The 26,898-nt window shown below is 46.1% G+C and carries 22 protein-coding genes; 11 read left to right on the top strand and 11 right to left on the bottom strand.

Features of this window, described 5'->3' with window-relative positions; genetic code table 11:
* Positions 1-68 precede the first annotated feature (68 nt).
* The 3 genes from EC604_RS05325 to EC604_RS05310 form a co-directional block, all read right to left on the bottom strand.
* A complete protein-coding gene (locus EC604_RS05325; RefSeq protein ID WP_123063143.1) occupies positions 69-3,344 on the bottom strand; it encodes a glycoside hydrolase family 48 protein in 3,276 nt (1,091 codons plus the stop codon).
* A 92-nt stretch (positions 3,345-3,436) separates the two neighbouring features.
* Positions 3,437-6,358 (bottom strand): glycoside hydrolase family 9 protein, encoded by a 2,922-nt coding sequence (locus EC604_RS05320; RefSeq protein WP_240036691.1) that lies wholly within the window; start codon positions 6,356-6,358, stop codon positions 3,437-3,439.
* Between the two features lie 336 nt (positions 6,359-6,694).
* Positions 6,695-8,437 carry a methyl-accepting chemotaxis protein gene (locus tag EC604_RS05310; protein ID WP_240036668.1) on the bottom strand — a complete coding sequence of 581 codons (1,743 nt, stop codon included), beginning with the start codon at positions 8,435-8,437 and terminating at the stop codon, positions 6,695-6,697.
* A 368-nt stretch (positions 8,438-8,805) separates the two neighbouring features.
* On the opposite strand from EC604_RS05310, the gene EC604_RS05305 reads away from it, so the two are divergent.
* Together EC604_RS05305 and EC604_RS05300 are read left to right on the top strand one after the other, a co-directional pair.
* Positions 8,806-9,813 carry an LCP family protein gene (locus EC604_RS05305; protein WP_123063409.1) on the top strand — a complete coding sequence of 336 codons (1,008 nt, stop codon included), beginning with the start codon at positions 8,806-8,808 and terminating at the stop codon, positions 9,811-9,813.
* Between the two features lie 135 nt (positions 9,814-9,948).
* Positions 9,949-11,193 carry an acyltransferase gene (locus tag EC604_RS05300; RefSeq protein WP_123063141.1) on the top strand — a complete coding sequence of 415 codons (1,245 nt, stop codon included), beginning with the start codon at positions 9,949-9,951 and terminating at the stop codon, positions 11,191-11,193.
* A gap of 190 nt (positions 11,194-11,383) precedes the next feature.
* Here the strand turns inward: EC604_RS05300 and EC604_RS05295 are convergent, their stop codons facing one another.
* The gene (locus EC604_RS05295) at positions 11,384-12,118 is read right to left on the bottom strand and encodes a hypothetical protein (RefSeq protein WP_123063140.1); all 735 of its coding nucleotides are present in this window, start codon (positions 12,116-12,118) and stop codon (positions 11,384-11,386) included.
* A gap of 215 nt (positions 12,119-12,333) precedes the next feature.
* Between EC604_RS05295 and EC604_RS05290 the strand changes: the two genes are divergently transcribed.
* Positions 12,334-13,311, top strand: coding sequence for a hypothetical protein (locus EC604_RS05290; RefSeq protein WP_123063139.1), 978 nt, complete (start codon positions 12,334-12,336; stop codon positions 13,309-13,311).
* Between the two features lie 25 nt (positions 13,312-13,336).
* Entirely contained in the window at positions 13,337-13,582 is a 246-nt protein-coding gene (locus EC604_RS05285; protein WP_123063138.1) for an NHLP leader peptide family RiPP precursor, read from the top strand.
* A 60-nt stretch (positions 13,583-13,642) separates the two neighbouring features.
* Here the strand turns inward: EC604_RS05285 and EC604_RS05280 are convergent, their stop codons facing one another.
* Positions 13,643-15,544: a sensor histidine kinase gene (locus EC604_RS05280; RefSeq protein ID WP_123063137.1), complete on the bottom strand. Its 1,902-nt coding sequence runs from the start codon at positions 15,542-15,544 to the stop codon at positions 13,643-13,645.
* 153 nt (positions 15,545-15,697) lie between these two features.
* On the bottom strand, positions 15,698-15,979 hold the full coding sequence (locus EC604_RS05275) for a hypothetical protein (RefSeq protein WP_090917871.1): 282 nt from the start codon (positions 15,977-15,979) through the stop codon (positions 15,698-15,700).
* 145 nt (positions 15,980-16,124) lie between these two features.
* Between EC604_RS05275 and EC604_RS30110 the strand changes: the two genes are divergently transcribed.
* From EC604_RS30110 to EC604_RS05265, 3 genes are all read left to right on the top strand, one after another.
* The gene (locus EC604_RS30110; RefSeq protein WP_192895060.1) at positions 16,125-16,286 is read left to right on the top strand and encodes a hypothetical protein; all 162 of its coding nucleotides are present in this window, start codon (positions 16,125-16,127) and stop codon (positions 16,284-16,286) included.
* Between the two features lie 132 nt (positions 16,287-16,418).
* A complete protein-coding gene (locus EC604_RS05270) occupies positions 16,419-16,796 on the top strand; it encodes a hypothetical protein (RefSeq protein ID WP_240036667.1) in 378 nt (125 codons plus the stop codon).
* 40 nt (positions 16,797-16,836) lie between these two features.
* Entirely contained in the window at positions 16,837-17,034 is a 198-nt protein-coding gene (locus EC604_RS05265) for a hypothetical protein (RefSeq protein WP_123063136.1), read from the top strand.
* Between the two features lie 203 nt (positions 17,035-17,237).
* Here the strand turns inward: EC604_RS05265 and EC604_RS05260 are convergent, their stop codons facing one another.
* Positions 17,238-18,449, bottom strand: a complete 1,212-nt coding sequence (locus EC604_RS05260; RefSeq protein WP_123063135.1) for an MFS transporter — start codon at positions 18,447-18,449, stop codon at positions 17,238-17,240.
* A 258-nt stretch (positions 18,450-18,707) separates the two neighbouring features.
* On the opposite strand from EC604_RS05260, the gene EC604_RS05255 reads away from it, so the two are divergent.
* From EC604_RS05255 to EC604_RS05245, 3 genes are all read left to right on the top strand, one after another.
* Positions 18,708-19,370 (top strand): peptidylprolyl isomerase, encoded by a 663-nt coding sequence (locus tag EC604_RS05255; protein WP_123063134.1) that lies wholly within the window; start codon positions 18,708-18,710, stop codon positions 19,368-19,370.
* Positions 19,371-19,803: 433 nt separating this feature from the next.
* Positions 19,804-20,064, top strand: a complete 261-nt coding sequence (locus EC604_RS05250; RefSeq protein WP_123063133.1) for a YqkE family protein — start codon at positions 19,804-19,806, stop codon at positions 20,062-20,064.
* 154 nt (positions 20,065-20,218) lie between these two features.
* On the top strand, positions 20,219-21,013 hold the full coding sequence (locus EC604_RS05245; protein ID WP_123063132.1) for an SDR family oxidoreductase: 795 nt from the start codon (positions 20,219-20,221) through the stop codon (positions 21,011-21,013).
* A gap of 110 nt (positions 21,014-21,123) precedes the next feature.
* Here the strand turns inward: EC604_RS05245 and EC604_RS05240 are convergent, their stop codons facing one another.
* Positions 21,124-21,900 (bottom strand): TIGR02206 family membrane protein, encoded by a 777-nt coding sequence (locus EC604_RS05240; protein ID WP_123063131.1) that lies wholly within the window; start codon positions 21,898-21,900, stop codon positions 21,124-21,126.
* Between the two features lie 303 nt (positions 21,901-22,203).
* Between EC604_RS05240 and EC604_RS05235 the strand changes: the two genes are divergently transcribed.
* The gene (locus tag EC604_RS05235; protein ID WP_123063130.1) at positions 22,204-23,178 is read left to right on the top strand and encodes a ring-cleaving dioxygenase; all 975 of its coding nucleotides are present in this window, start codon (positions 22,204-22,206) and stop codon (positions 23,176-23,178) included.
* A gap of 147 nt (positions 23,179-23,325) precedes the next feature.
* Here EC604_RS05235 and EC604_RS05230 read toward each other — a convergent pair whose 3' ends face one another.
* The 3 genes from EC604_RS05230 to EC604_RS05220 all read right to left on the bottom strand — a co-directional run bounded on the left by EC604_RS05230 (position 23,326) and on the right by EC604_RS05220 (position 26,744).
* On the bottom strand, positions 23,326-24,033 hold the full coding sequence (locus EC604_RS05230; protein WP_123063129.1) for a stalk domain-containing protein: 708 nt from the start codon (positions 24,031-24,033) through the stop codon (positions 23,326-23,328).
* Between the two features lie 243 nt (positions 24,034-24,276).
* Positions 24,277-25,122: a hypothetical protein gene (locus tag EC604_RS05225; protein WP_123063128.1), complete on the bottom strand. Its 846-nt coding sequence runs from the start codon at positions 25,120-25,122 to the stop codon at positions 24,277-24,279.
* A gap of 344 nt (positions 25,123-25,466) precedes the next feature.
* On the bottom strand, positions 25,467-26,744 hold the full coding sequence (locus EC604_RS05220; protein WP_123063127.1) for a methyl-accepting chemotaxis protein: 1,278 nt from the start codon (positions 26,742-26,744) through the stop codon (positions 25,467-25,469).
* Positions 26,745-26,898 lie beyond the last annotated feature (154 nt).

The raw sequence follows: 26,898 nt of genomic DNA, 5'->3' as shown, positions 1-26,898 counted from the left end.
TCCGTTCCCGGCCCCAATTCCTGAAACTAACCCTTCCCCTTCATTCCAAGCTCTGCTTGCTGATTCAATTATGGCTCCATTCCCCATACCTTCACGCCATCCTGGTACGCTGTTACTTTCGTCCATGAACCGAATGCGGTTTGGGTGGCGGCAAAGGAGTAATCATTCGATTGATCAAAATTCGTCCAGTTGTTTTTGGAGGAACGTGTTTGAATGATTCCTGTCTCAGCGCCAGCCGCCAGACTACCTGCACCGGCAGTAAAGCTGATCTCCAGATACGTATCTGCGGTACCTTTTGCCGGCTCCACAGCTACAAATTTGCCTTGCACATTGGCACTGCCAACCTGCGCATAGTCACACCAGAAGCTCAGATCAGCGGCACTGTCTTTCGTAAAGTAATAACGAAGCTTCACTTTGCTCAGATCGATGGCCGTTGTACCTGTATTTTTCACATTGAATTGCGGTGTAAGAGAGTTGCCTGAAGCACCCGAGCCTCCATTACGATACTGCACTTCGAGTGTTCCAGTCGAAATTGGAGCAGCCACTGGTGTCAGCACAACCACATTTGAGTTCGTCTGCCCATCGGCATTGATGGCAACCACTCTGTAGTTATAGGCCGTACCATTCACTGCTGTTGCATCGGTATACGTCAGTGCCGTCAAACCAGTCGCAAGATTGGCATAAGCACCCGTACCCGTTGAACGTTGTACGGTATAGGTTGCTGCTCCGGTTGAAGCCGTCCAGTTCAGCACAGCTTTTGCATCCCCTGCTGTTCCACTCAGGGTAAAGGCTCCTGGTATAGCGACTCCGGCTTGCGGTGTTGCCGTAACCTGTGCAGATGCTGCAGACTCACCAGCACTATTTACAGCGGTAATGACATAATAGTATGCTTTTCCATTCGTCAGTCCAGTGTCTGTAAATGTAGAACCGCTAACGCCAGTTGCTACAGAAGTATACGGGCCACCGTTCACTTCGGCACGTTTTACCGTGTAGGAAGTTGCTCTCGCCGCAGCATTCCAGCTCAAGACCACTTTTTTGTCACCGCCGGCAGCTGTTACACCTGCAGGAGCGGCAGGTGCTTCCACGCCTGGTGTTTCGCTGTCACCAAGGAGACGGTCGAACTCTCCATAAGCGGTAGCCATATCAACCTGTGACCAGAAACGGTGGTACGTAAAGGTCGGTGCACCATTTTCCCACTGCTTCGTGGTCGGGTTGTATGATGTTTTGTACTTGTTATCCAGATAAGCCCAAGCCGGATCTTGCTTGATCGCAGGACGCAGATCGGAGTATCCGATGTACACGCCATTTCCGCCTTTTGCCGGATCGGAAGGTACACCTGCTGTGCCTGGGATGGTATTACCTTGACCGAACGTACCAGACCAGTTCGCCGGGATATAAATCTCTTTCGCGAAGTAACGGAAGTAATCTTTACGCTCTTCCTCTGTCACGATACCTACACCGTCATTGTAATCCCAAGCTGTATCGAGCAACGTCTGAGCCAATTCTTTGGCTTCCTGACCTTTCACACTCAGCGTACCGTTCTCTGCCTCCGTTCCAGCCGCGAAGAACGTTAGCGCCTTGATATAACTTCCCAGTACCCCTGTATCCTGTACTGGATCTTTGGTAATGGCATGGAAGTTTGGATTATTCGTATAGGTGCTGAATCCATTCCATTTATCCGGTTGTCCTTGCCACTCCTGACCACCTGGAATCCAGAACTCGCCTGGAGCCGGAGTAGTTGCTACCTGAACATTAGTTCCACCGAGAATGCGCTGTCCGGCAGCATTCAAATAGTAGCCTTGAGCATCCGTTACAGGGCGCTCGCCAGCAAACACATAATCTTTGGTCCAGTCTACCCATTTCGTAATGACCTTCTTAGCCATTTGGAAGTTCTCAGAAGTTAGGTCACCGCTCTCTGCCAGGATATAGTACATCTCCGCCACACGCTCCAGCGGCCATGCCTGGAATCCGAACCATGTGTTGGAATCCGGGTCACGATATACTGGCGCTTCCTGATAAGCCATATCATAGAACGTGCTGACACCTGCCGGATAAGCCGCATACGAACCACCGATACTGTTCGTTGCCCCGCCGCCGACTGCTCCTTCATGGGATTGCAGCCAGGTGTAGAATTCGAGCTGACGTTTTAACGTCGCGTTCCAGTCCGCTTTGGCTGTAGGGGATTCTGGAATCAAGCCGCCTGCCGGATCAGACAGGGCATATGCTGCAACCGGGTTTTGATAGGCCTGGTGCGTGTGACTTGCCCCAATACGCCATGCCCAGTCACCGCCTTGGCCCAATCCACCGCCCCATGACGTATACCACGCCATGAGATACATGTTGGAGTCTTTGCCTGTACCTGGCGTTGGCGTACCGCTCTTCGCACTTCCAACTTTCTGGAAATACTTATCATACATACCATACCGCAGATAGTCACCCATCTTCTTCGCTTTATCGAGATACTCCGTATTGTTGTAGCCCATTTCTTTCGCCCAATACAATACCTGTACTGCACGCGCATCCGCATCCGTTGCATTGGTATAACGCCACTGTGCCGATGGAGCCTGATTTTCCTTCGTAAACAGACTCATGAAACCTTCGCCTGCTTTACCGAATGATTTATCATCCTGGGATGGATGAGGAACAGCCTCCCACACGGACTCCTGCTCCCCGCGCTGGAACGTATTCACATACGTTGTCGTATGAGAAGGATTCAGCAGATTACCGTATCCATACCAGTCATCCACGTCGATTAGCCAGTGCATCAGATACGTCTGATTATTGCCATAAGTTGCCTTGAGCTCGGCATCCAGTGGGTCCTTACCTGCCGCATACTGACCATTCAGATTGGAAGGATACTGGTCAGGGAATGGTTTTTCGGCTGCATATGTTGCAGGACTGTTCGGATTATAGAAGCTCATCGTTGGCTGCTCTTCCTTGCCGTCCCCTTCATTCACCGGAATAATGTACTTCTCCATGTTATCCCAGGCTGCTTCCAGTTTGCTCCAATCTCCCGTGTAGTGACCGTACATCGTCTCCAGCCACAGCCAGTAGCTGTAAGCCTCTGACGTAGACATATGTCCATAATCCGGCGCTTCACTCAGCAACGTTTCAATGGAATGATAAGGAATACCTTCTGGAGAAAAGTATCCGTTCGCCGGGTCTTTTAATTGACCATATAATTGCAAGAAGCGAGCTTCATTCACTCCATCGGCCTGAATTTCAATCGCCTGATCGGCAGCATGTGCCGTTTCAGGACCTGCCCACAGTCCCGTGTATCCCGTCAGCATGACGGTTCCTGCCAGCATGGCAGTTAAACTCTTTTTTGCAGCTGTTTTCAACATGAATATATACCTCCCTGGAATAGTGGAAATTCAATATCAATGCTGCTGGTCTGCCCATGCTGTTCTTTGGCCTCTTCTGTCAAAGTTTTGATTTACGGCTCCAGCCCCCATACCTGGGTACTGCCTTGATACGCGGTCACTTTGTTCCATGCAGCAAAAGCAGTCTTGGAACCGTCATAGGAGTAATCATTGCTCTGATCGAAGTTACTCCAGTTGTTTTTTGAAAAACGTCCCTGAATCACACCCGTTTCTGCTCCGGCTGCCAAACTTCCCGCTCCAGAGGTAAAACTGATCTCCAGATACGTATCCGCCGTTCCTTTTGCCGGATTCACGGTCACGAACTTCCCTTGTACGTTAGCCGTACCCACCACGGCGTAATCACACCAGAAGGTCAGATCTTCTGTGCCATCTTTGGTAAAGTAGTAGCGGATTTTTACCGTACTCAGATCAATAGGCTGTGTGCCTGTGTTCTTCACATTAAACTGAGGGGTTACCGCATTGCTCGAATTCCCGGAACCTCCGCTTCGATACTGCACTTCCAGCGTACCTGTTGACACAGGCGGCCCTGAAGGTGTCAGTACAACCACGTTAGATAACGATTGCCCACTTGCGTTTACGGCAACAACCCGGTAATTATACGAAGTTCCATTAAGCGCTGTCGTGTCAGTGTAGGTCATCACCGTCAACCCGGTCGCTACATCCGCATACGTACCATTCGCATTAGCACGTTGTACCTTGTAACTCGCAGCCCCCGATGCCGCTGTCCATGACAACACATTTTGATTATTGCCAGCTGTTCCGCTTAAGGTAAGCGTCCCTGGCACAGATGAAACTGCCTGCGGCGTTCCCATCACTTGAACAGAAGCTGGCGATTCCCCGCCTGCATTAACAGCGGTCACCACATAATAATACGTCTTGCCATTCGTCAATCCCGTGTTGGTGTAAGTCACCCCATTAACACCCGTTGCAACGGTTGTGTACGGGCCTCCGCTAACCTCGGCACGCTTCACCGTGTACGATACAGCCCCGGCAGAGGCAGCCCAGTTCAGCGTCACCTGATTGTTGCCAGGCAAAGCTTGCACTCCAGAGGGTGCGGCTGGCACGGTCACAGGTGTAACACCCGGCTCCTGCCCATATACCTTCACTCCAGCGTCATATACGGGGATGTATACACTTTTTACCGGAGTACCTGTCGTCAGGTTCTGGTATGAAGGATCGTTCGCTGGATTCCATGCCCCTTGCGGTCCTGTAATGCGGAACTGAACTTCCTTGCGGTAATTCCCCTCTCCGCCTGGATAAATTTTGGTATTACTGAAGTCTGCTGTAATGGCATAGATCCGCTTGGCGGCATCCACGACGACAGGTTGAGAAACGGTTGCACCTTCATTAGAAGATACTGTGACCTGAACATCGGATACGGTGCGTCCCGCAGCATATACTTCACTCAAATCGAGGAAATATTTGAAGGAAAGCTGATCTCCCATTCGTGCAGGCCAGCCGGAGCGGTTGTTAAGCAATGCGCGGATTTCCGTATAATTGGAGCCTGATGACCGCACAGCAGCTTCTACAAAGTACTCCTCACCTTTGACTTCAGGAGCAGGGAAATTCGCCAGAGGCTGATGATTCTGTCCATACAGCAGATTCATCTTTGCGAGCGCACCTGTGAAGCCAGCATTATAATCCGTCGCCACCTCATTACTCACATAGTCCGAGATATCGTCCGTATATTGATCCGACGCATTTGGTCCTCCTACCATGGCGCCGTATAAAATATGACGGTGATTCGCCGGAATATCTTCGTTGTTCATCCATGAGCTATGAGCGGTACGATGATGCGGATGCTGTGGCGGATTTTTTCCATATCCCACAACATAACTGCTCTGACGAGGATTATCTCCTAAAATGTAATTCATCTGTGAAGTCGCAAAATTTTGATATCTGGATTTTTTCACAGGGTCACTAACCCAATCGGAGTACACGAATGCAATGAATGCTGCATTTGCCGTATATCGGAGTGAACCCCACTGATCCAGCCACGCCAATCCGCCTGGGGTGTAAGTCACACGCCCTCCATTCGTGCCAACCGTCCAGTAATCAAGATTGCGCTCGGTTGATTGGATGAACTTTGTTGCCTCCGGCATGTTCAAACTGGAGGTGATTCGGGCAAGCAGAATCTGGGCACCGTAATGTTTACTATCCCAGCCCTGTGTCCAGGTATAGGGCCAGTTCGCGGAACCTCCGCTTGTAGACCACCGATCTGCAGCTGCCATCGCCTTGGACAAGTAAGCGTTATCATTAGTAGCTAAATAAAGCCATGCTCCTCCCCATGCAAGCTCATCTTCATATCCCGTCCACGAATTATAAAATGCAGCAGCATCAGTAATACAATCGGTGTATTTCCCCCGATATGTATCTGCAAAGTTGTACAGTTCTTTCGCATGCTGAAGCATCTTCGCCGAGTAGGTTGGATCATCATCTGCAAATACGATGGACGCCGCTGCCAGTGCAGCCGCCGTTTCTGCCGCCAGATCACTTCCCGGACAGGAAGCATCGATCTTGAACGAAGGCCGGTTCATCTGCATCACCTCTGCAGGCCCCCACCAAGCATGATCCGTGTTGCCACCTCCGACTTGTCCCCATAATTCGTTTGGTTTGGTATGCGCTTTCATAAAATAGTCGGTTGCCCACCTTATATTGTCCTTGATTTCCTCCAGTTGTCCGGCTTGCTCATAGCCATCACTATACTCGACGACGGACCAAGCCAGCATGGTTGCCGAGGCAGCCATTGGAAAACCAAATTTCACATGATCTCCAGCATCATACCAGCCGCCGGTCAGATCCACACCGACATCGGCCCCATCCTGCATTCCCGAGTCACCTCGCCATTCAACCCGGTTGTTGGCAGGCAACGGGCCTGAGCGTTGCGCTTCATAGAAGTAAATGGCCTTCTGTAGTGCTTCGGCATAGTTATGATCTCCGGCGGCCGCATCCGCCTGACGTAATCCTGTATTCATAGAAAAGCTCCCTGCGAGAAGTCCTGCCGATAACGTTACCATCGCAACGCGTCTCCACCAGCGCCCTTTCATAAATCCTATTCATCTCCTTTTCTCGAAAGTTCCAGGTGATTACTTGCACATATTCTGGGTGACCTCGCTCCTCTCTATGGTGGTAACTCAATGCAATTTCCACCATTAATTACCATTATAGCCTTTTGTTTGTCTTGAAATATCAACATTGGTGACTTCTGAAATAACATTGTTGTGACTTGAGCAGCGTGATATGACAAAAAAGCTGTTTCTTCACCGGATATGTCCGGGAGAAACAGCTTTTTGGCGATCTGCTTTTGCAATCTATACTTTAAATTTGTTCACTTGTCCTTGCAATTCCTCCGCCATTTTGGATAACAACCCAGCGGAGGAAGCAATCTCTTCCATGGAAGCCAGTTGCTCTTCGGTTGCAGCAGATACGTTGTGTACAGAACCCGCAGCTTCCGAAGCAATATTGGAGATTTGACCCACGTAACTTACAACCTCATTTGTACTAGCTGACATCTCCTCAGAACCGGCAGATACTTCTTGAATTTCACCAGCTACTTTGTTGGCAGCGTCCGAAATTTGTTCGAAGGCTTGACCAGCTGCAGCAACCAATTCAATGCCGGCTTCTGTTTCATTACTATTTACTTTCACAGCCTGTACAGCATGATCCGTATCCTGCTGAATCAGTTGTACAATCTGTGTGATCTGCTGTGCAGAAGCGGAGGATTCTTCCGCCAGCTTGCGCACCTCTCCCGCAACGACAGCAAAACCTCTGCCATGCTCCCCTGCTCTTGCGGCTTCAATCGCTGCATTCAAAGCAAGCAAATTGGTTTGCCGGGCGATGTTATTGATCACTTCGGTGATCGTACCAATCTCGGCAGAACGTTCGCCCAGTCCGGTGACCAATTCTCTCAATGAAGCGATGGAGTTACGAACCGATCCCATCTGATCCACAGCTTGCTGGATAATTTTGTTCCCTTCCGACGACTGATTCGCTGCGTCCACAGCAGATACGGATACACTTTGAGCCAGTTCGGCAATCTGTTCGGAGCCTAATGCCATCTCATTCATCGCCTGCGAAGAACGCTTCACGATATCAACTTGATTTGATGTTCCTACAGACAATTCTTCCACCGTTTCGGTAATTTGCTCCGAAGCTTTTGCGTTTTGCTCTGCACTCGCAAGAAGTTCTTCGGATGAAGCCGCGACTTGCTCGGATGTTTCGGATACGGATTGAATCATCGAACGCAGATTTTGACTCATTGTATTGAAGGAAGCTGCCAGAACACCCAGCTCATCCCGGTTCTTCAATGTAATCGCCTCACCCGTCAGGTCCCCTTCAGCAATCGCTGCTGCGGCTTCACTCATCTTTTTAACCGGACGTGAGATCATACTTGCGATGAATAGCGCAATGAGTAAGGATAACAATGTTGCAACGATTGCTACACCTAAAATAATGTTAAACGCATTCTCGGCAAGCTTGACAGATCCGGCAGAAATTTCTTTTGCTCCGCTATTGCCAAGATTAATTAACTGAGTAATCAGATCGTTGGCTGTATACCACATTGGATAGGCTGCTGTATGTAGCGTGCTGGATGTAGCATAATCATTTTTCAGACCATACTCAATGAATTCTGGCATTTTTTGCAAATAGGAATCATAACTCGTTGAAAACTGTTCATACAGTTTCTCAGCTTCTGCATTTCCTTTGATTAAAGTAAGCAATTGTTTGCGCTCGTCTTCAATTTTAGCAAGCAATACTTTTAAAGCTTCATTCAGTTTCTCCGTTTCACTTGGATTCTGTTCTACAATGATGGCTAGTCCCAATCTCTCCACATCCGACACATCACCGTTCATAATTCCAAGCAAGGTTACAGTTGGCATCCAAGTCTTATCAATTTGTCTTGATTTGTCAGCCATTGTAAACACTTGTGTTAGTGTGTACACGCTAACAAAGATAAGCAAAGCCAACACAATCATGAAGCCAGTTAATAATTTACTACGAATCGAAAATTTTACTTTCCCTAATGCGTTCCCCCGCATTTTTCCTTTTCCCATGTTCCCACTCCTCCAACTTCCTCCAATAAACTAGTACATCTATATAATATATCGACATAGATATTCTTCGAGTGAATATATGAAATCTTAGTTTTAAGAAAATTTCTCTTAACAATGAGCCTCATATATCTGACAGAACATAATTTTATATATAACTCTCAGAAACAGATATCTACCATTGTGAAAGGCCGCGAATTTTCCAAGAAAGCGACGAAACTCCTTAATGAGTGTCCCAACCACAACTAACAAACTATTCGTAAAACAATATTGATTTAAAACGTATATTCGGAATCAAAGAGGACATTTTACTTTCTTTTTGTTAAACTAGTTTGGGGGATCTATCAGTTCTACATAAGAAAGGTGAGATTATGTTTAAAAAATGGTTATGGGGTACAGCCCTGACCTTGGCACTTGTTGTAACAGGAGTCATTGTCTACTACGGATATTCAATCGTTCATTTTGCTAATAGCATTTCGACCGCCGCACCCAGCGATTCACCCGGTTCGAACCTTGATTCAAACCACACGGAAAGCTCCGAAACAGCCAACGTAGTCATTCCGAAATGGGACGGCAAGGAGAGAGTCAATATCTTATTGATTGGCGGTGACTCGAGAGGGGACGACGCAGGACGTTCAGACTCGGTGATGGTCGCTTCGATTGATCCTGTTTCGAAGAAAGCCCACCTGTTCTCCGTACTTCGCGACACCTACGTTGACATCCCAGGCCATGGCAAAAGCCGTCTTAACGCTGCCTTTTCCTATGGAGGAGCCGAATTAACCAAACAGACGGTCAGCAGTCTGCTCGGTATACCGATTCAGCATTATGTCTACACGGACTTTACAGGCTTCATGGCTCTCGTTGATGCGCTGGATGGCATTGATATTGATGTGGAAAAAGATATGTACTACACGAGCAAAGCGGATAAACACATGTATGATATTGATTTGAAAAAAGGGCTGCAACATATGGATGGCAGGACCGCCCTCCAGTATGTTCGTTTCCGGCATGATGCGACCTCCGACTTCACGCGCACACAGCGGCAGCGCATCTTTATGACCGAGCTTGCCAAGAAGATGCAGAGCACCACTTCGCTCTTTAAAATCCCGGAGATGCTGGAAGCCATTGCTCCTTATATCAAGACGGATTTGAGCCCAACCCAGATGTTGAAGCTCGCTTCACTTGGCTTTGATATCCGTGTGAACGAGATTGATCAGCAGCAGATTCCGCCGAACAAGCTGCTTACCAATGAGCGGGCTGGGTCTGCTCAGGTATTAGGTGTGAATGTGCCCAAGCTTCAAGCTTACATTCAAAAGTTATTTGAGGAAGATAAGCAGTCTTCTTCCGCTGGCTCAGTAACTGGGGAAGCTAACGAGTGACTATCACATAATCAATTAGTAAAAAGACGGCTTAAGCCGTCTTTTTTCGGTTCCTTTTTTCACCATTTAATGCACCCTTAATGTTTGGAGGGTAGTCTTATATGATGACCCTGGCTACATAAGGGAGGAATGTACATGAAAAAGCCGAAAATAGCCGAATGGACCGAACTTCGCGGATTAGCTTTCTTGGCCATCGTCATGCAGCATAACATTGCTGAATACATCTATCGGCCGGACATTGAGCAGCCTGATTCGGTGATGCTGACCATGATTTATCATCTGACAAGGTTTGGTACACCGACCTTTGTATTTCTGTCGGGTGTGTTGTTATTCTATCATCACCGCCATATCAAGCCTGATTATCCCCGCTTCATCAGGAAGCGATTTGGTGATATTTATATGCCTTTCTTCATATGGACGTTCGTCTACTGGTTAGCTGTACGTGTATTTACCCCAACGTTCTGGACTTCCGGTATGCCGGATCTGGGGAGCTTTGTACATGAGTTATTTATACCGCAGACGGGTTATCACCTTTGGTTTGTGCTGATGGTGTTCCAGTTTTATATTCTGTTTCCTTTATTTCTCGCGGGGGCTCACGCTGTTCGTAAACGGCTCGATAACCTCAAGCGTTTTACCTCGAAACAGGTGACGTTAACAATCATACTCGTTGCAGCCATACTCTATCTCTGGCTTATGAAATGGTCCTATTATGATATGGCTGACTGGACACAATCGTGGCCAGATCCTTGGTCTAGCATGCTGGAATATCGTTCATATTCATGGTTGTTGTACTGGTTCTACTTTTTACTTGGCGCGGTATGTGCCTGGACGGTGGAAAGCTGGAGAAATTGGACGTTGAAGGCGCTCCCTTGCATGGCTACGGTCTTTGTCGCGATGTATATCTGGATGGGTTACGATGTACTGCGCGGGTCGGAAAATACGATGAACCTCAATATCTCTACGTATCTAAAACCCACTACGTTCATCAGTATTATGGCTCAGATGCTTATGCTCTACGGTTTCCTTGTTCTGCTGAATGGTAAAAACCTATGGTTTCAGCGTCTGCTCGCCTGGATTGGGCGCTATTCCTTCGGTGGTTATCTCGTTCATGCCTTGGTGATTTATGCTATTGCATATGTCACCAGACCGCTACACCTTAGCGGGTGGCATCTGCCCGTAGCGATAATCTCATTCGTGGTCACCGTTGTGACAGCTCTTGGCATTAGCTGGACATTATCCAAACTGCCAGGCTCCCGCCTCTCGGTTGGATTAACACGCAGCAAGGCTCGGCAAGTTACTTCTTTTAGCAATTCATTAGCGGGTTCTGGAAGACGCACCCGGAATCAAAATCCGCCCCTTGGATCAGCTTCCAAGAATTAAAAGTTAAAAGGCGGACCAATTAACATGGCAACAATCGTTGAACTCGTTTTACGATGTGATATTGAAACTCAAGGGCCTTAGACCCTCAGAAGTGTAATGCAAGCAAGAATAGAGCGTTCTCCCTTGCGGAGGACGCTCTATTCTTGCTCATTATGCTCAGTACACTAGTCATCTTGTTCTATGAAGTAAATCATTTCACTTCGGTTGAGGTGGATCGACCGGGCACGTGTCCTGGATGAACTGGAACGGAGTGACCATGGTGCTTTTGATGAACAAACCTTTGCAGATCACCTGTTAATTGTTCTTTTAACTGATTTACCAACTGCGTTTCACTTATGCCCTTCGCTTGCGCAATTTCAACCAAAGACTTGCCCGCATGCAGTTGTTCTTGCAATTGTTCAGGTGAAATCCCGATAAATTTCGCTATCGCTCCTTTATCTACCATGGAATGATTCCCATGGTGCGTAAACTCACGCCGTAATTCGGTAAGCGGGGTATTCACTACCTTTTTTAACTTCACATCCATGTTGGCTTTCGCTGTTGCAGCTTGTTCCTTGGTTAGACAGCCTTCTTTCACAGCCAGATCCAAGCGCTCTGACAGCGTGGGCTTTAGTTTTTGCAGTAACTGTTCCTCGCTGAGTCCTTTGCGTTCCTTCGCAATCTGAGCCAAGGTCTTGCCAAGCTGCATCTGCTGCTTCAAATCACGGAGTCCAATTCCGAGCAAATCGGATGTTTCACCGATCATAAACAGACCATGTCCTGCATGCATACAAGGCTTTTTGTTTCCTCCGACAGATTCAGTCAGGTTTTTATCTTGCTGCTCAGCAGGAGAAACGGGATCAGCTAAAGCGATTTGGCTTGGTGCAACAGCGATAACGATAACAGCTGCGCTGGTTGCCAGCCAAGATTTCCAATTTATTTTCATTGTTTATCCACCTTTCCTGTCTCGATATTCTCTTCCTTCTTAGTCTGAACCCAAATTACAACTTTTTATGCTATAAAATCCAAAATGTCATCATTTTTCTCACAAATGATCACAAAAAAACCTATTTTTTTCAGAACACTTGAGATATACTGTATGTAACTTCTTGATCTTACTGCATATTCCAACTTTTAATGCAGGAAGGACGTTTTCATATCATGCATCGAGATTGGCTAGATCCGTATTTGCTTGACGTGAAGGCCGTGTTTGATTCCGTTGAAGAGCGTCTTCGGCAATACCCTGACTCACTGGCAGGGCATGCGCTTGAACAACTCCGTTTGCTCAACCCGCTCAGGGGAGATTCGGGACACAGTTGCATCGGTTACATCACTCCGCTATGGATGCAGTACACAGAGGGATTCCCGCCGGATCAAGCTCGTCAGCTTAGCGCAGCTTGCCTGTTACACATGATGTATTTTCTTAATCTGGATGATGTCATGGATGAGCCAACTGAGGATGCGGTGCTGAAGTTATCTTTAGGGAATCTCTGCTATGTGGATGCCCTTCAACTCTATAACGCATTATTTGAATCCTCTTCTGTCTTCTGGAACCATTTCAGACAGGTTCTTCAGGACTGGGCAGTAAGCGTAAATGGTGAATTACAAGCAGATTACTTCCAGCGTAACCCACTTCTCATCGCCCAGAAAGCTTCACCGACACAATTGGGAGTTATTGGTTCCTTGCTTTTACTAGAGCAACCTGATCGAATCCCTTCGGTCTGCGGTGCACTGAATATCGTTCTCATGACTCTACAGATGACAGATGATTTTACAGACACGAAAATGGATGCTGTACACGGCAACTACAATAGCTACCTCTCTCACCTATCCACAGCTCTCCAACAGGAATATCCGACGAGTCATGTGCTAAAGGAATCTATACACCACAATGTATATAACTCACAATTGATGAACAGTTACGCAGACATAGCTCAACACTTCAACGACATCATTGCATCTTCTAACTCGGCGTTGCCACAATTCGTCGTCCTGAATTCTTATCTGTGCAACTCATTGGTACAAGCTATTCAGGAAATAGAACAGCGTAAAAAAAGACTTTACCGAGGTGGGTTTCACTACTGGATCAGCGAACCACAATCCGGACCTTCTAATACGGGACAAGCCGATTCAGTTTAATTTAAATACGAAGGGAATGTTGACGATGATGGTGTCAGAAAAAACGTTGCATGAGGATATTATTGAGAAAGCTTGGACAGATGAGCACTTCAGACAACAACTCCATTCCAATCCTAAGCAGGCACTTCGCGAGGCGTTTGGTATTACGATTCCTGACCATATCAAGATTCGCACAGTCGAGGAGCAGCAAAATGATTATGTTCTGGTCATTCCACCTAACCCTTCCAAAGTCAATTATGACGTCAATTGCGGACCGTGGAGATCGTTTTAATCTTGGCTAAATAAAAAAATCAGGGGTAGAACATTATGCTGGGTATCCTCCCCAAGTCCGTCATTTAACGAACTCGGGAAAAGATACAACAGCTTCTGTTCCTACCCCTTTTGTGCTTGTAAAACTGATTTGTCCATTCATCGCTTCCACGATGCGGAAGGTAACCATCATACCTAGCCCAGTGCCTTTGATTTTATTGGAGAAATACGGTTCTCCCAATCGGGACAAAGCTTCCTCACTCATCCCTTCACCATTATCTCTGACATGCACCTTAACTTTACCATCCTGTGAGTACGCCCAGATATCAATCTGACCTTGTCCTCCTTGAAATGCCTCAATACTATTTTTAATAATGTTGATAAAGGCCTGTTTGAACTTAGAAGAATTTCCACGAATATAAATATTCGGCGGGATATCGGTTGTAATTTTCCCGCCTTCCAGATTCGCCATTGGTACAAGTATACCTTCGATGTGATCAAATTCATCTGATATATTCAGTGAAATAATGTGATCGAATTCCGGTTTGGCAAAAGTCAGAAAATCCGTAATAATGCCGGAAGCCCGGTCGAGTTCTTCCAGTGCAATGCGCACATATCCTTTATTTTTGTTGTCCTCCTGCTCTGTCATAAGTTGCAGGAATCCTCGCGTCACCTGAAGCGGGTTACGCACCTCGTGAGCAACCGATGCGGCAAGCTCGCTAATGATTTCCATCTTTTCGGATCGCTGTAACTCGTTGTTGAATAGCTCCAGTTCCCTGGAGTACTCTAACACTTTGGTATGTTTTTCCGCAAACCGACTGCCAAGAATAGCAATCAACGAGATGACAAACGCAACCATGGACCATTTCCACCAGAGCAGGTGATACGCCCCATTGCGCTGATAGTACCAAAGAAGTTCCATGACACTGATTAGTGAAAATGTACCGAAACCAACCGCCAACAGGATCGCTTCACGGTTACGTTGCAGTGCCCGGGCTATCGTGCCAGCCAGCAGGATGGTCAGTACAATAACCAGTATAATGCCCACGACATGCTGTACGAACAAACTGTACAATAGATCCCATTGTCCACCCGATATCACGTAGACAAACAATGAAAATACAGAAACGATGGAATAGGCCCATTGAACCTTTCTCAATTTGGTGAATACCCCGTGTACACCGGGACCAATAACTTGTTCAAAGAAATAACAAAGTGCAGGCATCCCCAGCAACATGGCCAGATCAAACAGAATAGAATACAGGTCACCATATACTTGATAGAAGGTGTACAAGAATTGAGAGTAAGTGATCACCATTGTCCCGATGGAACCCATCACAACACATAGCGATATCCATAGTCCTTTATGAAACTGACCCAGAAAAAATGTGCAACTCAGCATAATCAGCGAGGTAAATACAAAAGTCGAACCCAAAATAATATCCATTAGCCCATTATGGAGATACTTCTCCTGCAGCATGGCATATGGTCCGACCTGGACATCACCTTGAATGCCCAACCATCCTCTCTCATTTTGCGCCCAAATATAGAGTGTTTTCCCCGAATTTTCTGCAGATAGCGGTAAAAAAACAGCATTATTGTCGTAATTATAATGGTAATTCTCATATACTTTCCGATCTTCAAGATAGATGACAATATGAGTACCTTTAATATTTTCGAAACGAATCGCTGAACTTCCGTCAGTCATATGGGGAATTGTCAAACGTGTCCACAAAGAACCGGATGGTTCTTTGCTACTGTCTACAATTCGCTCAGCACTTCGTTTCTCCCATATCTCGTCCTGGCCCATAACCTCACTAATGAAGCCCTGATCTCCAGCGTTCCCCCATTTCACTTCCCATCCTGTAACGGATACAGGCCGCTGAATCTCTTCTGGTGCGGCAAGTACAAGTCCATGCGGCATACACAGAATCGTCCATATCGTCATCCACAAGATGATAATAGCTTTGGGCACATTTCTCATTCACAGCACCTCAAAGTTTTTATTTTCGGTTCTTCATTTCTCCCTCACCCTATCAATTCGCCACCGTTTATCATGTCACCTTCTTACATAATTTCAAAATTCACATATAAGTAGATTTATAGTCTTTTTTCCATTTTATTGTTATATATGTCTTTAATTTCGTAAGTCCTCAAACTGATTTTCAATCATTTCACGTTCCTTCTGTTCCACCTTCGTTCGAAACTCCAGCCACTGCTCCGTTTCTTCATCATCGTAAATAGTCCATATATCAGAGAACAAAAAATCACGTAATTGAACAACTTGACCTGACCATATACCGCCAACCCAGAACAATCCATCCGGACGACGAATGACAGTACGAGAAAACCCGGGTGTGGACGCTTTCTGTCCGATCCGAATACGTGTGATCATATTGCCTAATGTGTACCAGTCCACGCTGCACCCCTCCTTGAGTAGTCATGCTTCATCATAACATAGGCAAAACAAGAAATGCTGTAAAAACGGCTGGGACGATTCAATCCAGTGGATCATGTGTAATGGTTTTTCAAAGCAAAACTCACTAAACAAGGAGATGATTATAATGAATGAGCCTCATCGCACAGTAGAAGTTGAACATAAGGATGTGCAGCACAAATCGGATTCAAGTGTGGTCGCCTCTACATTTATTAAATATGCCGCATATATCATTATCTTCTTTGGATTTCTCTATTTCCTTGTGAAATATGTATTCCCGAAATTTTAACGAACTCCTGACATAACCTGGTCTATTTATGGGGACAATATCATGCTAGGTATGATGATTACACGATGAAATGATGGTTTTAGAATGTAGAATTCGTTGTACTATTAACCCGTATGAAAGGAAGTGCTGATGATGTCTGATAAACCAATTAGCAACGCGGAAAGTGACCGCTATTATGACCGTTACCAGAGGTCCCGTGATATTCCGCCTGAAACCGAAGTACCCGAAGGAGACATGGATACCTTTGATGAAGTTTCTGGACGCCGCATTGAAATTGAAATGGAAGATTCGGAACTTCCACCCGTTGTTTCATCAGCTGCAGACGAAGAAGGTTTGGAATCCCGCTTGACGGAAACTCCACTGGAATCTGTACCCGATGCAGATCTGGTGCAACCGGGCAGTCCGGTTGACCCTGCCGCACCCGACCCCGACGCCCTGCATGGCACGGATCTGCTAAACGGGGCTGGAGCTGACGCCAAACCACAACGGAATATCCTGCCGCCACGTTAAACGTATTGATTTGCATATTCTCACACTAGGAGGTGCTGACATGACCCAAAACAAAAAGGAAGAACAGGTCAAGAAAAACAACAACCTTGTTACTGAGCGGGATATCGATCCTGATTTTGGCCTCTTTACAGAAGATTCTTTCCCTGGTGCACTGGAAGATGAAGATCAGCGCGGTGCGATTAAGCATGCCGTTCCCGAAGAGCAGACTTCTGATGAACCCTCTTCGGATCATAAATGAAGTAAATAATTATAAGTATAAACGTTGTGATCTATTGTACAAATATGTATGTATAGACTCTGCGCTGAATATGAGAAAAGTGATGCTGGAGAACCCCTTAACAAGGGGTTTCTTTTATTTTCACTTCAAAGCTGGCTCCGGTTTCTATAGAAAAAAGATGACAACTGCATTTCCAGCATCATCTTCTTCCTATATTATAACGATTACTTCTCTACTGGCTTAGTTACTCCTGGAAGCTTCTGCTCCAACCTGGACCACTTCACCACTATAGCAGTAGCCAGAAGCGCAAGACCGTTAATGATAAATATCCAGCGAATCGGCAGCCAGCCGCCAAGGACACCGCCGATAATCGGCCCTGCCATCGTTCCGATCTGGGCTGCAGACTGGTTCAGACTAAAAGCCCGTCCCCGAAATGCCGGTTCAGTCACCTGCACAATCATCGCATTGATCGCAGGAAACACAGCCGCAAAAAAGAGTCCGTAGACAAATCTCAGGATGCCAAATGCAACATAACCTGTTGTAAAAAACTGCAGCAGATTACCCACTGCTCCGCCAATTAGTCCAATCACTAACACTTTTCCAAAACCGATCCTTGATCCAAGCTTGCCCCAGCGGGGAGCCATAATGACCGTCGCCACTCCTACCGCCGAGAAAATAATCCCCGAGCTTAAGGAAGCCCGATCAGGCTGAACGCCCATCTCCATGACATACACGGTTAATAGCGGCTCGAGAATCATAACAGAAAAGGTACAGATGCCCATCATGCCAAGCACGGTGACAAACACACGATTCGCTCTCGCTTTACGGATATCATCCATAACATGGGAACGAGCCTTGTTACGATTAAAATTCTCTTCCTTAACCCAGAAGGTTGCAATGATCGCAGACACCAGCACGACTATTGCCGAAAATAGGAACGCACTCCGGTTGCCATAATAATGGCTGACAAGCCCACCAATCAGTGGACCGATGATACCACCTGTAGCCCCCGCGGTCGACATAATTCCCAAAGCATATCCGGTCTTCTCCTCAGGTGTGTTCGTGCCTACAAGGGCAATCGCTGCAGGAACAAATCCGGCAAGCAACCCTTGAAACAAACGAACCACAATCAGTGAATACGGATCTTGTACAAAAAAATTAATCAGATACAGGACAGCCAAGCTGTACCCTGATCGAATTAACATCGGCTTACGCCCATATTTATCGGCCAATGATCCCCAGAAGGGTGATACAAGAGCGCTTGCAAGAAAGGTAATGCCAAACGAAAGGCCTGACCAGAGTTCCAGATGATTGTGAACGCCCAGATCACTGCTTAAAAATAAGGGAAGAAAAGGAATTGAAATTGAATACGCCGTACTGCAAAAAAAGACACCGATCCATAAAATGATCAGATTACGCTTCCACGAGAAGTTCATATACCCGCCCGTCCTTTCCGTAACTGACGCCGGGACTGCCGTGTTTGGAGCGGACGGAACAGACCCGTACGTCCCCCTGATGCGGAAGCATTTTCCTTATTTTACACCCATGCTCTCATGATGACCATCCCCAGTTCACCGAATTAACACGGCTTGCATTGCCATTCAGAGCCTAGAAACGGTATGATAGTTGAAGAATTAACCAAACTATATTGGATGAGATTTCGTTATAACAACGAACCAAGGAGGAACATATTGATGTCTTTACGATGGAAAAAAACAACCGCAGTCTCGCTTGTCTTTGCGATGCTGCTGATCGTTATGAGCGGATGCGTACGCCCGGCAAGCAATGCTACACAAACTCCGGTTCCAGCAGCACCAGAGGGCCCTAATCCTGTAGCTACGATTGAGATGCAGGACGGACAGAAGATCGTCATTGAGCTGTATCCGGAGATTGCCCCCAATACGGTGTATAATTTTATCTCACTGGCGAACAAAGGCTTTTATGATGGCCTGATCTTCCATCGGGTTATTCCAGGCTTTATGATTCAAGGCGGTGATCCGGATGGCAAAGGTACAGGTGGACCAGGCTATGCGATCAAAGGTGAATTTACCTCTAACGGTCATAAAAATCATCTGAAGCATACGCGCGGAGTGATTTCGATGGCACGCCAATCTGACAATCTCGATTCTGCAGGATCTCAATTCTTCATTATGCTGGCTGATGCTGATTATTTGGATAACTCTTATGCTACTTTTGGTAAAGTCACCGAAGGAATGGATGTAGTTGATGGAATTGCAGCTCAGCAGATTGGCGAAGGAGACAAGCCGGTTACGGACCAAGTCATGAAAAAAGTAACTGTTGATACACACGGACTGGAATATCCAGAACCTGTGAAGATTACGGAGGAGAAGAAGTAACCTCTCTTCTATGAACAAACAAAAGCTCTGTTCTGTGCATGTGTCACAGAGCAGAGCTTATTTAATGATAACGTTTACATCGATAACTAGATCAAACCTCTTTTTTGGATGTGAGTAGCACTTCAATGCATCCATCCCAACAAATCCAGCCACCCGATAACCGCAATCCATAGTGGGAAACTAAAGGCCATCCCCCATGCAAGCCCTTTCAACAAACTACGGTTTGCCTCCATGAACAACGACTCCTTTCTTCAGGGAATAGTCGTAGTATCGGTACCATTATATGGTTTTATACCTGTCTTCATTCGCCGTGACATGCCCTTTTTCCTGCGCCTGCTCTGTAACTTCATGGAATGCACAACACGAACCTGATATACTATGACTACAATAACGATATGGATGATGATTCATGTTTTGAAGGGAGATTTTCCAAGTGGCTAAATCCAAAAAACATACTCCTGCGCCCAAGGCGCAGAATCAGGACAAACCAACCACGCTGAAAGATCTGCTGAGCAGTGATGTGCTCGAGAAGCTAAAAGCACAAGCTGACGAAGCCAAAGCTGCTGAAGCAGAGCGTAAAGAACAAGAGCGTTTACAGGCAGAGGAAGCTCGCAAGGCGGAGCAGAAGCGCCGGGACAATGACTTTGAATACCTGCTGAATAACAGCTCCATGGACTGGAAGAAACATAAGTAACCAAGGGAGCAAAAAGAGAATATAACGCTACTCTGGAGACAGGGTCCGAATTGGGCTCTGTTTTTTTATATGTACACATATGATTCACCTCCCTCATGTCGGGTATTTAGAAATAGAGTGTTCAAGGATAATTCATACATGGAGGGATCAATGAATGGCTGAACAACGGTTGGAAGGCAAAGTAGCAATTGTTACTGGAGGCGGCTCAGGTATTGGTCAGGCCTCTGCAATTCGATTCGCAGAGCAAGGTGCCAAAGTATACATGTTAGATCGTACACCCGAGAACGCAGAGGAAACGAAACAAATCATTGAAACATCCGGTGGCGAAGCTTACGTGATCGAATGTGATATCTCCAAGCCGGAACATGTAGAGAAAGCCATAAACCAGGCGGCAACCGAAGCAGGCAAGCTGGATATCGTTTTTGCTAATGCAGGGATTAATGGCGCCATGGCTCCAATTGAAACGATGAAAATCGAAGATTGGGATCAGACGATGGAGATTAACATGCGTGGCACGTTTGCAACCGTGAAGTATGCGATCCCTCATCTGAAAGAGCGTGGCGGCAGTATTATTATTACGAGTTCCATTAACGGCAACCGGGTATTCTCCGGCATCGGATTTTCTGCATACGCTTCCAGCAAAGCGGGTCAAACGGCTTTCACCAAAATGGCTGCACTGGAGCTGGCTCGCTACAAGATTCGTGTCAACGCCGTTTGTCCAGGGGCAATCGATACCAACATTGACGACAATACGTATCCATCAGATGATCTGAAAGATGTTCAGATTCCAGTAGAGTTTCCTGAGGGACATGAGCATCCACTCAAGGGTGATCCTGGAACATCGGAGCAAGTCGCCAATCTGGTACTGTTCCTCGCTTCAGATGAAGCCTCTCATGTAACAGGCACACGAATCTACGTGGACGGCGCCGAATCCCTTCTGCGCGGATGAAGTTATTAATTTACACCCCACTCCGATGACAGAAATATAACAAACCCGCAAATGCTCTGGATAGCCAGAAGGTTTGCGGGTTATCTTAATTAAAATTCACTTCAGGAAAATTAGCTTTTGGAATGCATCTGCGTTTGCTTTACCTTTTTTCCACTGATTCGTTTCAGCCACTCCGGAATCACAAAGAGCACCAGGTATAACAAGGAGAATAACACCAGAGCCAGAACCTCTTCTCCAAGAATGTAGACCGGATAAGGCCCAAGCATATCTAAGACAGACGGTGTGCCCGGTTTATGTCTCAAAAACATATAATTCGCATCGAGCAATACATCAATACCGTATACCACGAGCGCCGCAATATTTACAAATATCATGGAGCCAGCAACAGATCGCCATCCAGGACGAATTTGTTCCACCCAAGTCATATAGAGCAGAGCAAGAATGATCATCGCATGTGCGACAAAGAATTGAATGAAGCGGAAATGAGCAAAAGCATAACCGAGATTCGGCGTAACGATGGCCATCAGAGCACCTGCGATACCTGAAAAAAGTAAGGCAGAATATAACCATTTTTTGCGTGTTAGTAATAACAACGCTGATAATAATAACGACAGGCTGCACAGTTCTAGCGGTAGTGAAGTCCGCAGACTCCAAATCCCTCCGTACACATACCAGATTTGCAGTACAATTTCACAACCGATCATAAACCCTGCCAGACCGATGCGCATGAACCGGCTTGAGCGTTCAGACATGAAACGAAGCCGATGCCTGTAAAGAAATAACAGGATAACAAGTGCAAAAATAATGATCATCGAACTAATATGTGAAGTCGAGAATGCCGCAAAAGGCTCTGCATCATACGGGTCAAGCCAAGGTGGGTAAGCCATGCCTTTCTTCTCTCCTTTTATTCTGGTTAACAGAGGTGACTTCTTATAACGTGAATGGTAACTTTTTCATTTTGCCACTGATCTCTACCCCTGTCCAGCTTCATTCAAATAAGTATTGTATTCTAAATATCTTTATGTTAAGATAAAACCAAGAATAAAACATACAAAAAGTTAGTAACTTTAAATTAAATATCTGTTTTCCACTCTTCATTCATTCTGACTTATTTTTCAGAACCTTAAGCTCTCTAGTACATTCAACAAACTTTCATAAGACTTCAACTCTATCTCTAGGAGGAATATATTATGCTAATCAAAGGGCTTCACCACGTATCCGCGCTTACCGCACATGCAGATCAAAACTACCGTTTCTATACGGACATCATGGGCCTTCGTCTGATCAAAAAAACGGTCAATCAAGATGACGTTTCGGTCTATCACCTGTTTTATGGAGATGAGAAAGGAAATCCCGGCACAGAGCTTACCTTCTTCGAAATTCCGATGGCTGGGCGTACACGTGAAGGTGTAAACAGCATCTCTGCTACCTCACTTCGTGTGCCAAGTGATGCAGCTCTTGCGTATTGGGCACAACGCTTCGACGAATATGAAGTACCTCACGGCGAGATTGTGCAACGTGGAGGCCGTGCAACACTGTCATTCACAGACTTTGAAGGTATGCGGCTGATTCTCGTTTCCGATGAACATAACTCGGGTGTTGCCGGGGGTAAACCTTGGGATCGAAGCCCTGTGCCAGCAGAGTATGGCATCATTGGACTCGGCCCAATTCATCTGACTGTACGAGATGCTTCACTCACTACACCTGTTCTCACCGAGTTGCTTGGATTTAGAGCAAAAGGCAGCTACCCTGCGTTTACTCCAGGTCAACCTGATGTACTTGTGTTCGAATCTGGTGAAGGCGGCAGCGGTTCAGAAGTTCATTTGGAAGAACGCAACGATTTGGAACAAGAGCGGCCAGGTCGCGGCAGTGTGCACCATGTGGCATTCCGTGTAGACAATGAGGAAGAGTTAAGACAGTGGGTTGACCGAGTACATCAGTTCCACTTCCCAAGCTCCGGTTTTGTAGACCGCTTCTACTTCCGTTCCCTGTACTTCCGTGAAGCTAACGGTATTCTGTTTGAGCTTGCGACAGATGGCCCGGGATTCGATACGGACGAGGACTTCGCCACACTTGGAGAATCACTGGCGTTACCTCCGTTCCTGGAAGGACGCCGTGCTGAGATTGAAGCAAACCTGAAACCGCTGGATACCATGATCCGCTAATATTCGTGATTGTCCGGTAAGTCAACATTGAATGTTCAATAAAATGAAAATAAAACGATGATCACCACACAGCTCTGTATTCAAGACTTGAGTCAGAGGATGCCTGGTGAATCATCGTTTTTTATTAACCAGCATACATAGTCTGTTTTACTTGGTCAGATACGATGTAGTAAGTGGTACAAACAAGGCTGAACCTGGATCTTCGGATACAATCTCGACATACACAGCATCTGTACCTTTCACATCTACATCTAGACTCATCATACCGCTTTCCGGAGTGATATTGAACTTTTTGAGTGTCGCGAGATCCTGATCATAGATATGAATCTCCTGATTTCCCTTTAGTGCGGCAAGTTCCAAGTGCAGAGAAGAATACTTTTTACCCGTATTAATCTGGATATCATCCCCCTGCTTCGAAGGGTCATTATGAAGATAAACATCTTTGTAATCTTTGCCTTTGTATGTGGTATCCTTAGGATCTTTGGTGTGCCAAGCGGTAGATCCCAGTACGGACGTTCCAAGTACACTCAGCGTTACTTTGGTGTTTGTTACTGGCGCGGACCCATTCGTTCCACCGATGAGGACGGATGAAGTGGCACCGTCATAATTGATCTCTGTTCCAAGCAAAGTACCTACTGCACGAACCGGCAAATATGTGGTTCCGTTATATGTGATCGGCAGTACCGTCTTGCCATTCGCATCCTTCGCTGTCACTGTCTCACCATTTAATTTCAGGGTGATTTTGCTGTTGAGATACGCTTTGATTTGCTCCAAACCTGTAGCTGCGAGTGCACCTGTACCAATACCGAGTGTCAATGTGCCCACCATCAAACCAAGTACGACTTTTTTCTTCATCAAATTCCCTCCCAGACGTTTAAATGAGTTGTCCTTTATACATTTAAACGACTAAAGCGTGAATGTCAATTGTTTTCAGCATTTTTCCGTAACTTTTTTTATTTTCAGACAGCACAAAATGAGGCTGCAGTCACTCCTTTTTTTTCAGCCCCATCCAATGGTCACGCTTGCCATGGCATGTCCTATATTTTATTAGGTATTTACATCTAAGACCTCGTGCTGCAGCACAAGCTCATAGAATGCTCAATCAAATGATTCGTAGTATTCCTCTTCATATACTTCCATACTATATTTCAAGTCGTTCGCCTTCCATTCACCGTCCTGAAACACATAAGAAAACGTTAAATCGCCGGCATACAATCCTTCGCCATACGCACCCGATGTAGAAACAACAAGCTTTCCGCTCTCGACGCTATAATAAGTCACACGACCAAATTGTAACTTATCATTGTAGAGGCCATCACCGGCTCCCTTCTCCACATTGGAGGACTCGGCTGGAACCCCATCCACGGTAATATCTATGTTGATCTGGTCAGAGCCTGTAGTCACTTTGGACTCCACATGTTCTTTCACAATCTCATCCAAAGTCTGCATCTTCATTACTTCCAGTGTAACCGGATCAAGAATATGTGCCTGACCCAGATAAATTCCGGTGCCGTGTCCCTCTGAATACAACACCACAATCTCTTTTTTACCGTCGCCGTTCAAATCCAGTTCATGTACTTCAGGTTTGTATGATCCCCCCTCTGCTCTCCAATCACTAAATTCACGTTTCTTACCGTTTGCCTCAACCACAAGGCCATTATATATATATCCAGAGCCTTCGACGCTCATTGGGTACACTCGAACATCGTTATTCTCCGGTGCCACCGAAACATCATCTGCTTGAACTTGCATCATTTCTTTGTTGTTGCTCACTGCATCATTCATTCGATCGATATGGGAAGCCTCGGCCGCTACGGCCTGGCTGGATGATTCATCTATATTAAGCTGTTGTTGCGACTCATTTGTCGTTTTGGCAGTTGAAGTTACTGAAAGAGTAGCCACCGCCAAAATAATCATCAGCAGGATACCTGTCCAAGTTTTCAATATACTGGGCTCCTTCTTCTGTTGTGATAATCCTATTATATCGTCATTTATCGCCCGCGCGTTGCAATTTTGTTAATCTTTCTTAAAAAATCTTTACAAATCTTCAATCACACGAAAAAACATTCGTCTTTTACCATAATAAGCTAGGGCGTGTCTAAAAACTGTGAAGAAAGCAGATTTTGCCGAATTTTCGTTCCAAGCAAGGAAGTTTCCCGCAGGCGTGCCGGGGCACGTCAAGGGGAAGTGACGTAGCAGGGGGCGAAAAGGGGGTAAAAGATGTACTTCAGTAGGTTTCAAGACACGCCCTAATTTCCCGGAAAATAAAAAAACACTCCGGAAGCAGCTTAAGGCTGCATCCGGAATGCTTTGGTTTTATCCAGTAACCGATCTGTTAATTGTCTTAACTCTTCTGCCGAAGAAGATATTTCTTCCATGATTGCAGTCTCCTCATGCGCCGCATCCATGATGCGCTTCGCTTCATCAGAGAAGGACCCGGCTTTCCCCTGGATCTTCTTCACATGACCATGCGTTTGCTCCACACGCCCTGTCTGCTCCGCAATTTTGGAACCGATATCATGAGCGCCTTTCATAAACACTTCAACCGTGCCTGTCAATTCAAGCAACGTCTGATCTACGGAAACGGTTCGTTCCGACTCGTGGACAACTAGTCCATGCTGTTCATGGCTAAGCTCCACGGTTTCTCGAATTCGTTGCTGTACGCGACTAATCAGTTCATTAATACGATGCACCGAATCTTTACTCTCATCAGCGAGTTTCCGAATCTGCTGCGCTACAACGGCAAATCCTGCGCCCTCTTCTCCTGCACGCGCCGCTTCAATCGAAGCATTCAAGGCGAGTAACCCTGTTTCTTCAGCAATATTTTTAACCGAATGTGTAATCACTTCGATATCGGAAGCTTCCTTCTCCAAGAGCAGCATAATATCACGGGAACGATTGTGAGACTCGGCCAGTTCGTTCATGCCTTTCATCAATGATGAGAAGGTTTCTTTCGTATGACCCACTGATTGTTCCATCTTACCCGACAGTTCGGTCATGCCCAAAGACTGATGTTGCATCTTCTGAAAATCATTTAACATTTCATCGGCGGTAATCAATGAATGCTGGGAAGTCACTTTCTGATCCTCTACGCCAACCGCAATATGATCCACCGCCTCAGACATCATCTCGATCTGTTCCGCTGCCTGGGTGATAGCTTCACTTAATGACTGGGCGTTCTGAGAGGTTGTTCGTGTACTATCCGCAATATCATTCACGATACTCCTCAGATTAGAAACCATTACGTTGAACGCATCATATAATACGGTAAGCTCGTCTTGCGTACGTCGCTGCGGAATCTCTGTGGTCAAATCGCCGGAAGATACCTGCTGTGCTGCACGAGATAGCTGAACAATCGGACGAGTTAGATAGCGGGAAGCAATCCAGCCGAGAATTCCGTTCCAACATACTCCCATAAGCAAAATGATAGATATGTACAGCCAGTTTGGCATATCAAGTGAAATCCAATCTTTTACAAAGAAAATAAAAAAGCCACTAGTTCCGTACGTAATAATTGAAATTAGTACCAAACCTGCGACAGTCTTTGCCCCTAAAGTCCATTTCATGTTCGCACCCCGTAGTCCTTTTTTCCTATTTTACCAATCTTGTACCAAATCCCCTGTGACAAACATCACTGAAAACGCTCTATTTACCTTTTACATGTCGTCCATGCATGACTTTCATACCATAAAGCTCATAATGAATAGACAAGCTTAGGTA

Source organism: Paenibacillus amylolyticus, from assembly GCF_003719335.1.
Taxonomy (GTDB): domain Bacteria; phylum Bacillota; class Bacilli; order Paenibacillales; family Paenibacillaceae; genus Paenibacillus; species Paenibacillus amylolyticus_D.
The sequence above is the reverse complement of the archived record's forward strand: the minus strand, read 5'-3'. Positions and strand labels throughout refer to the sequence as shown.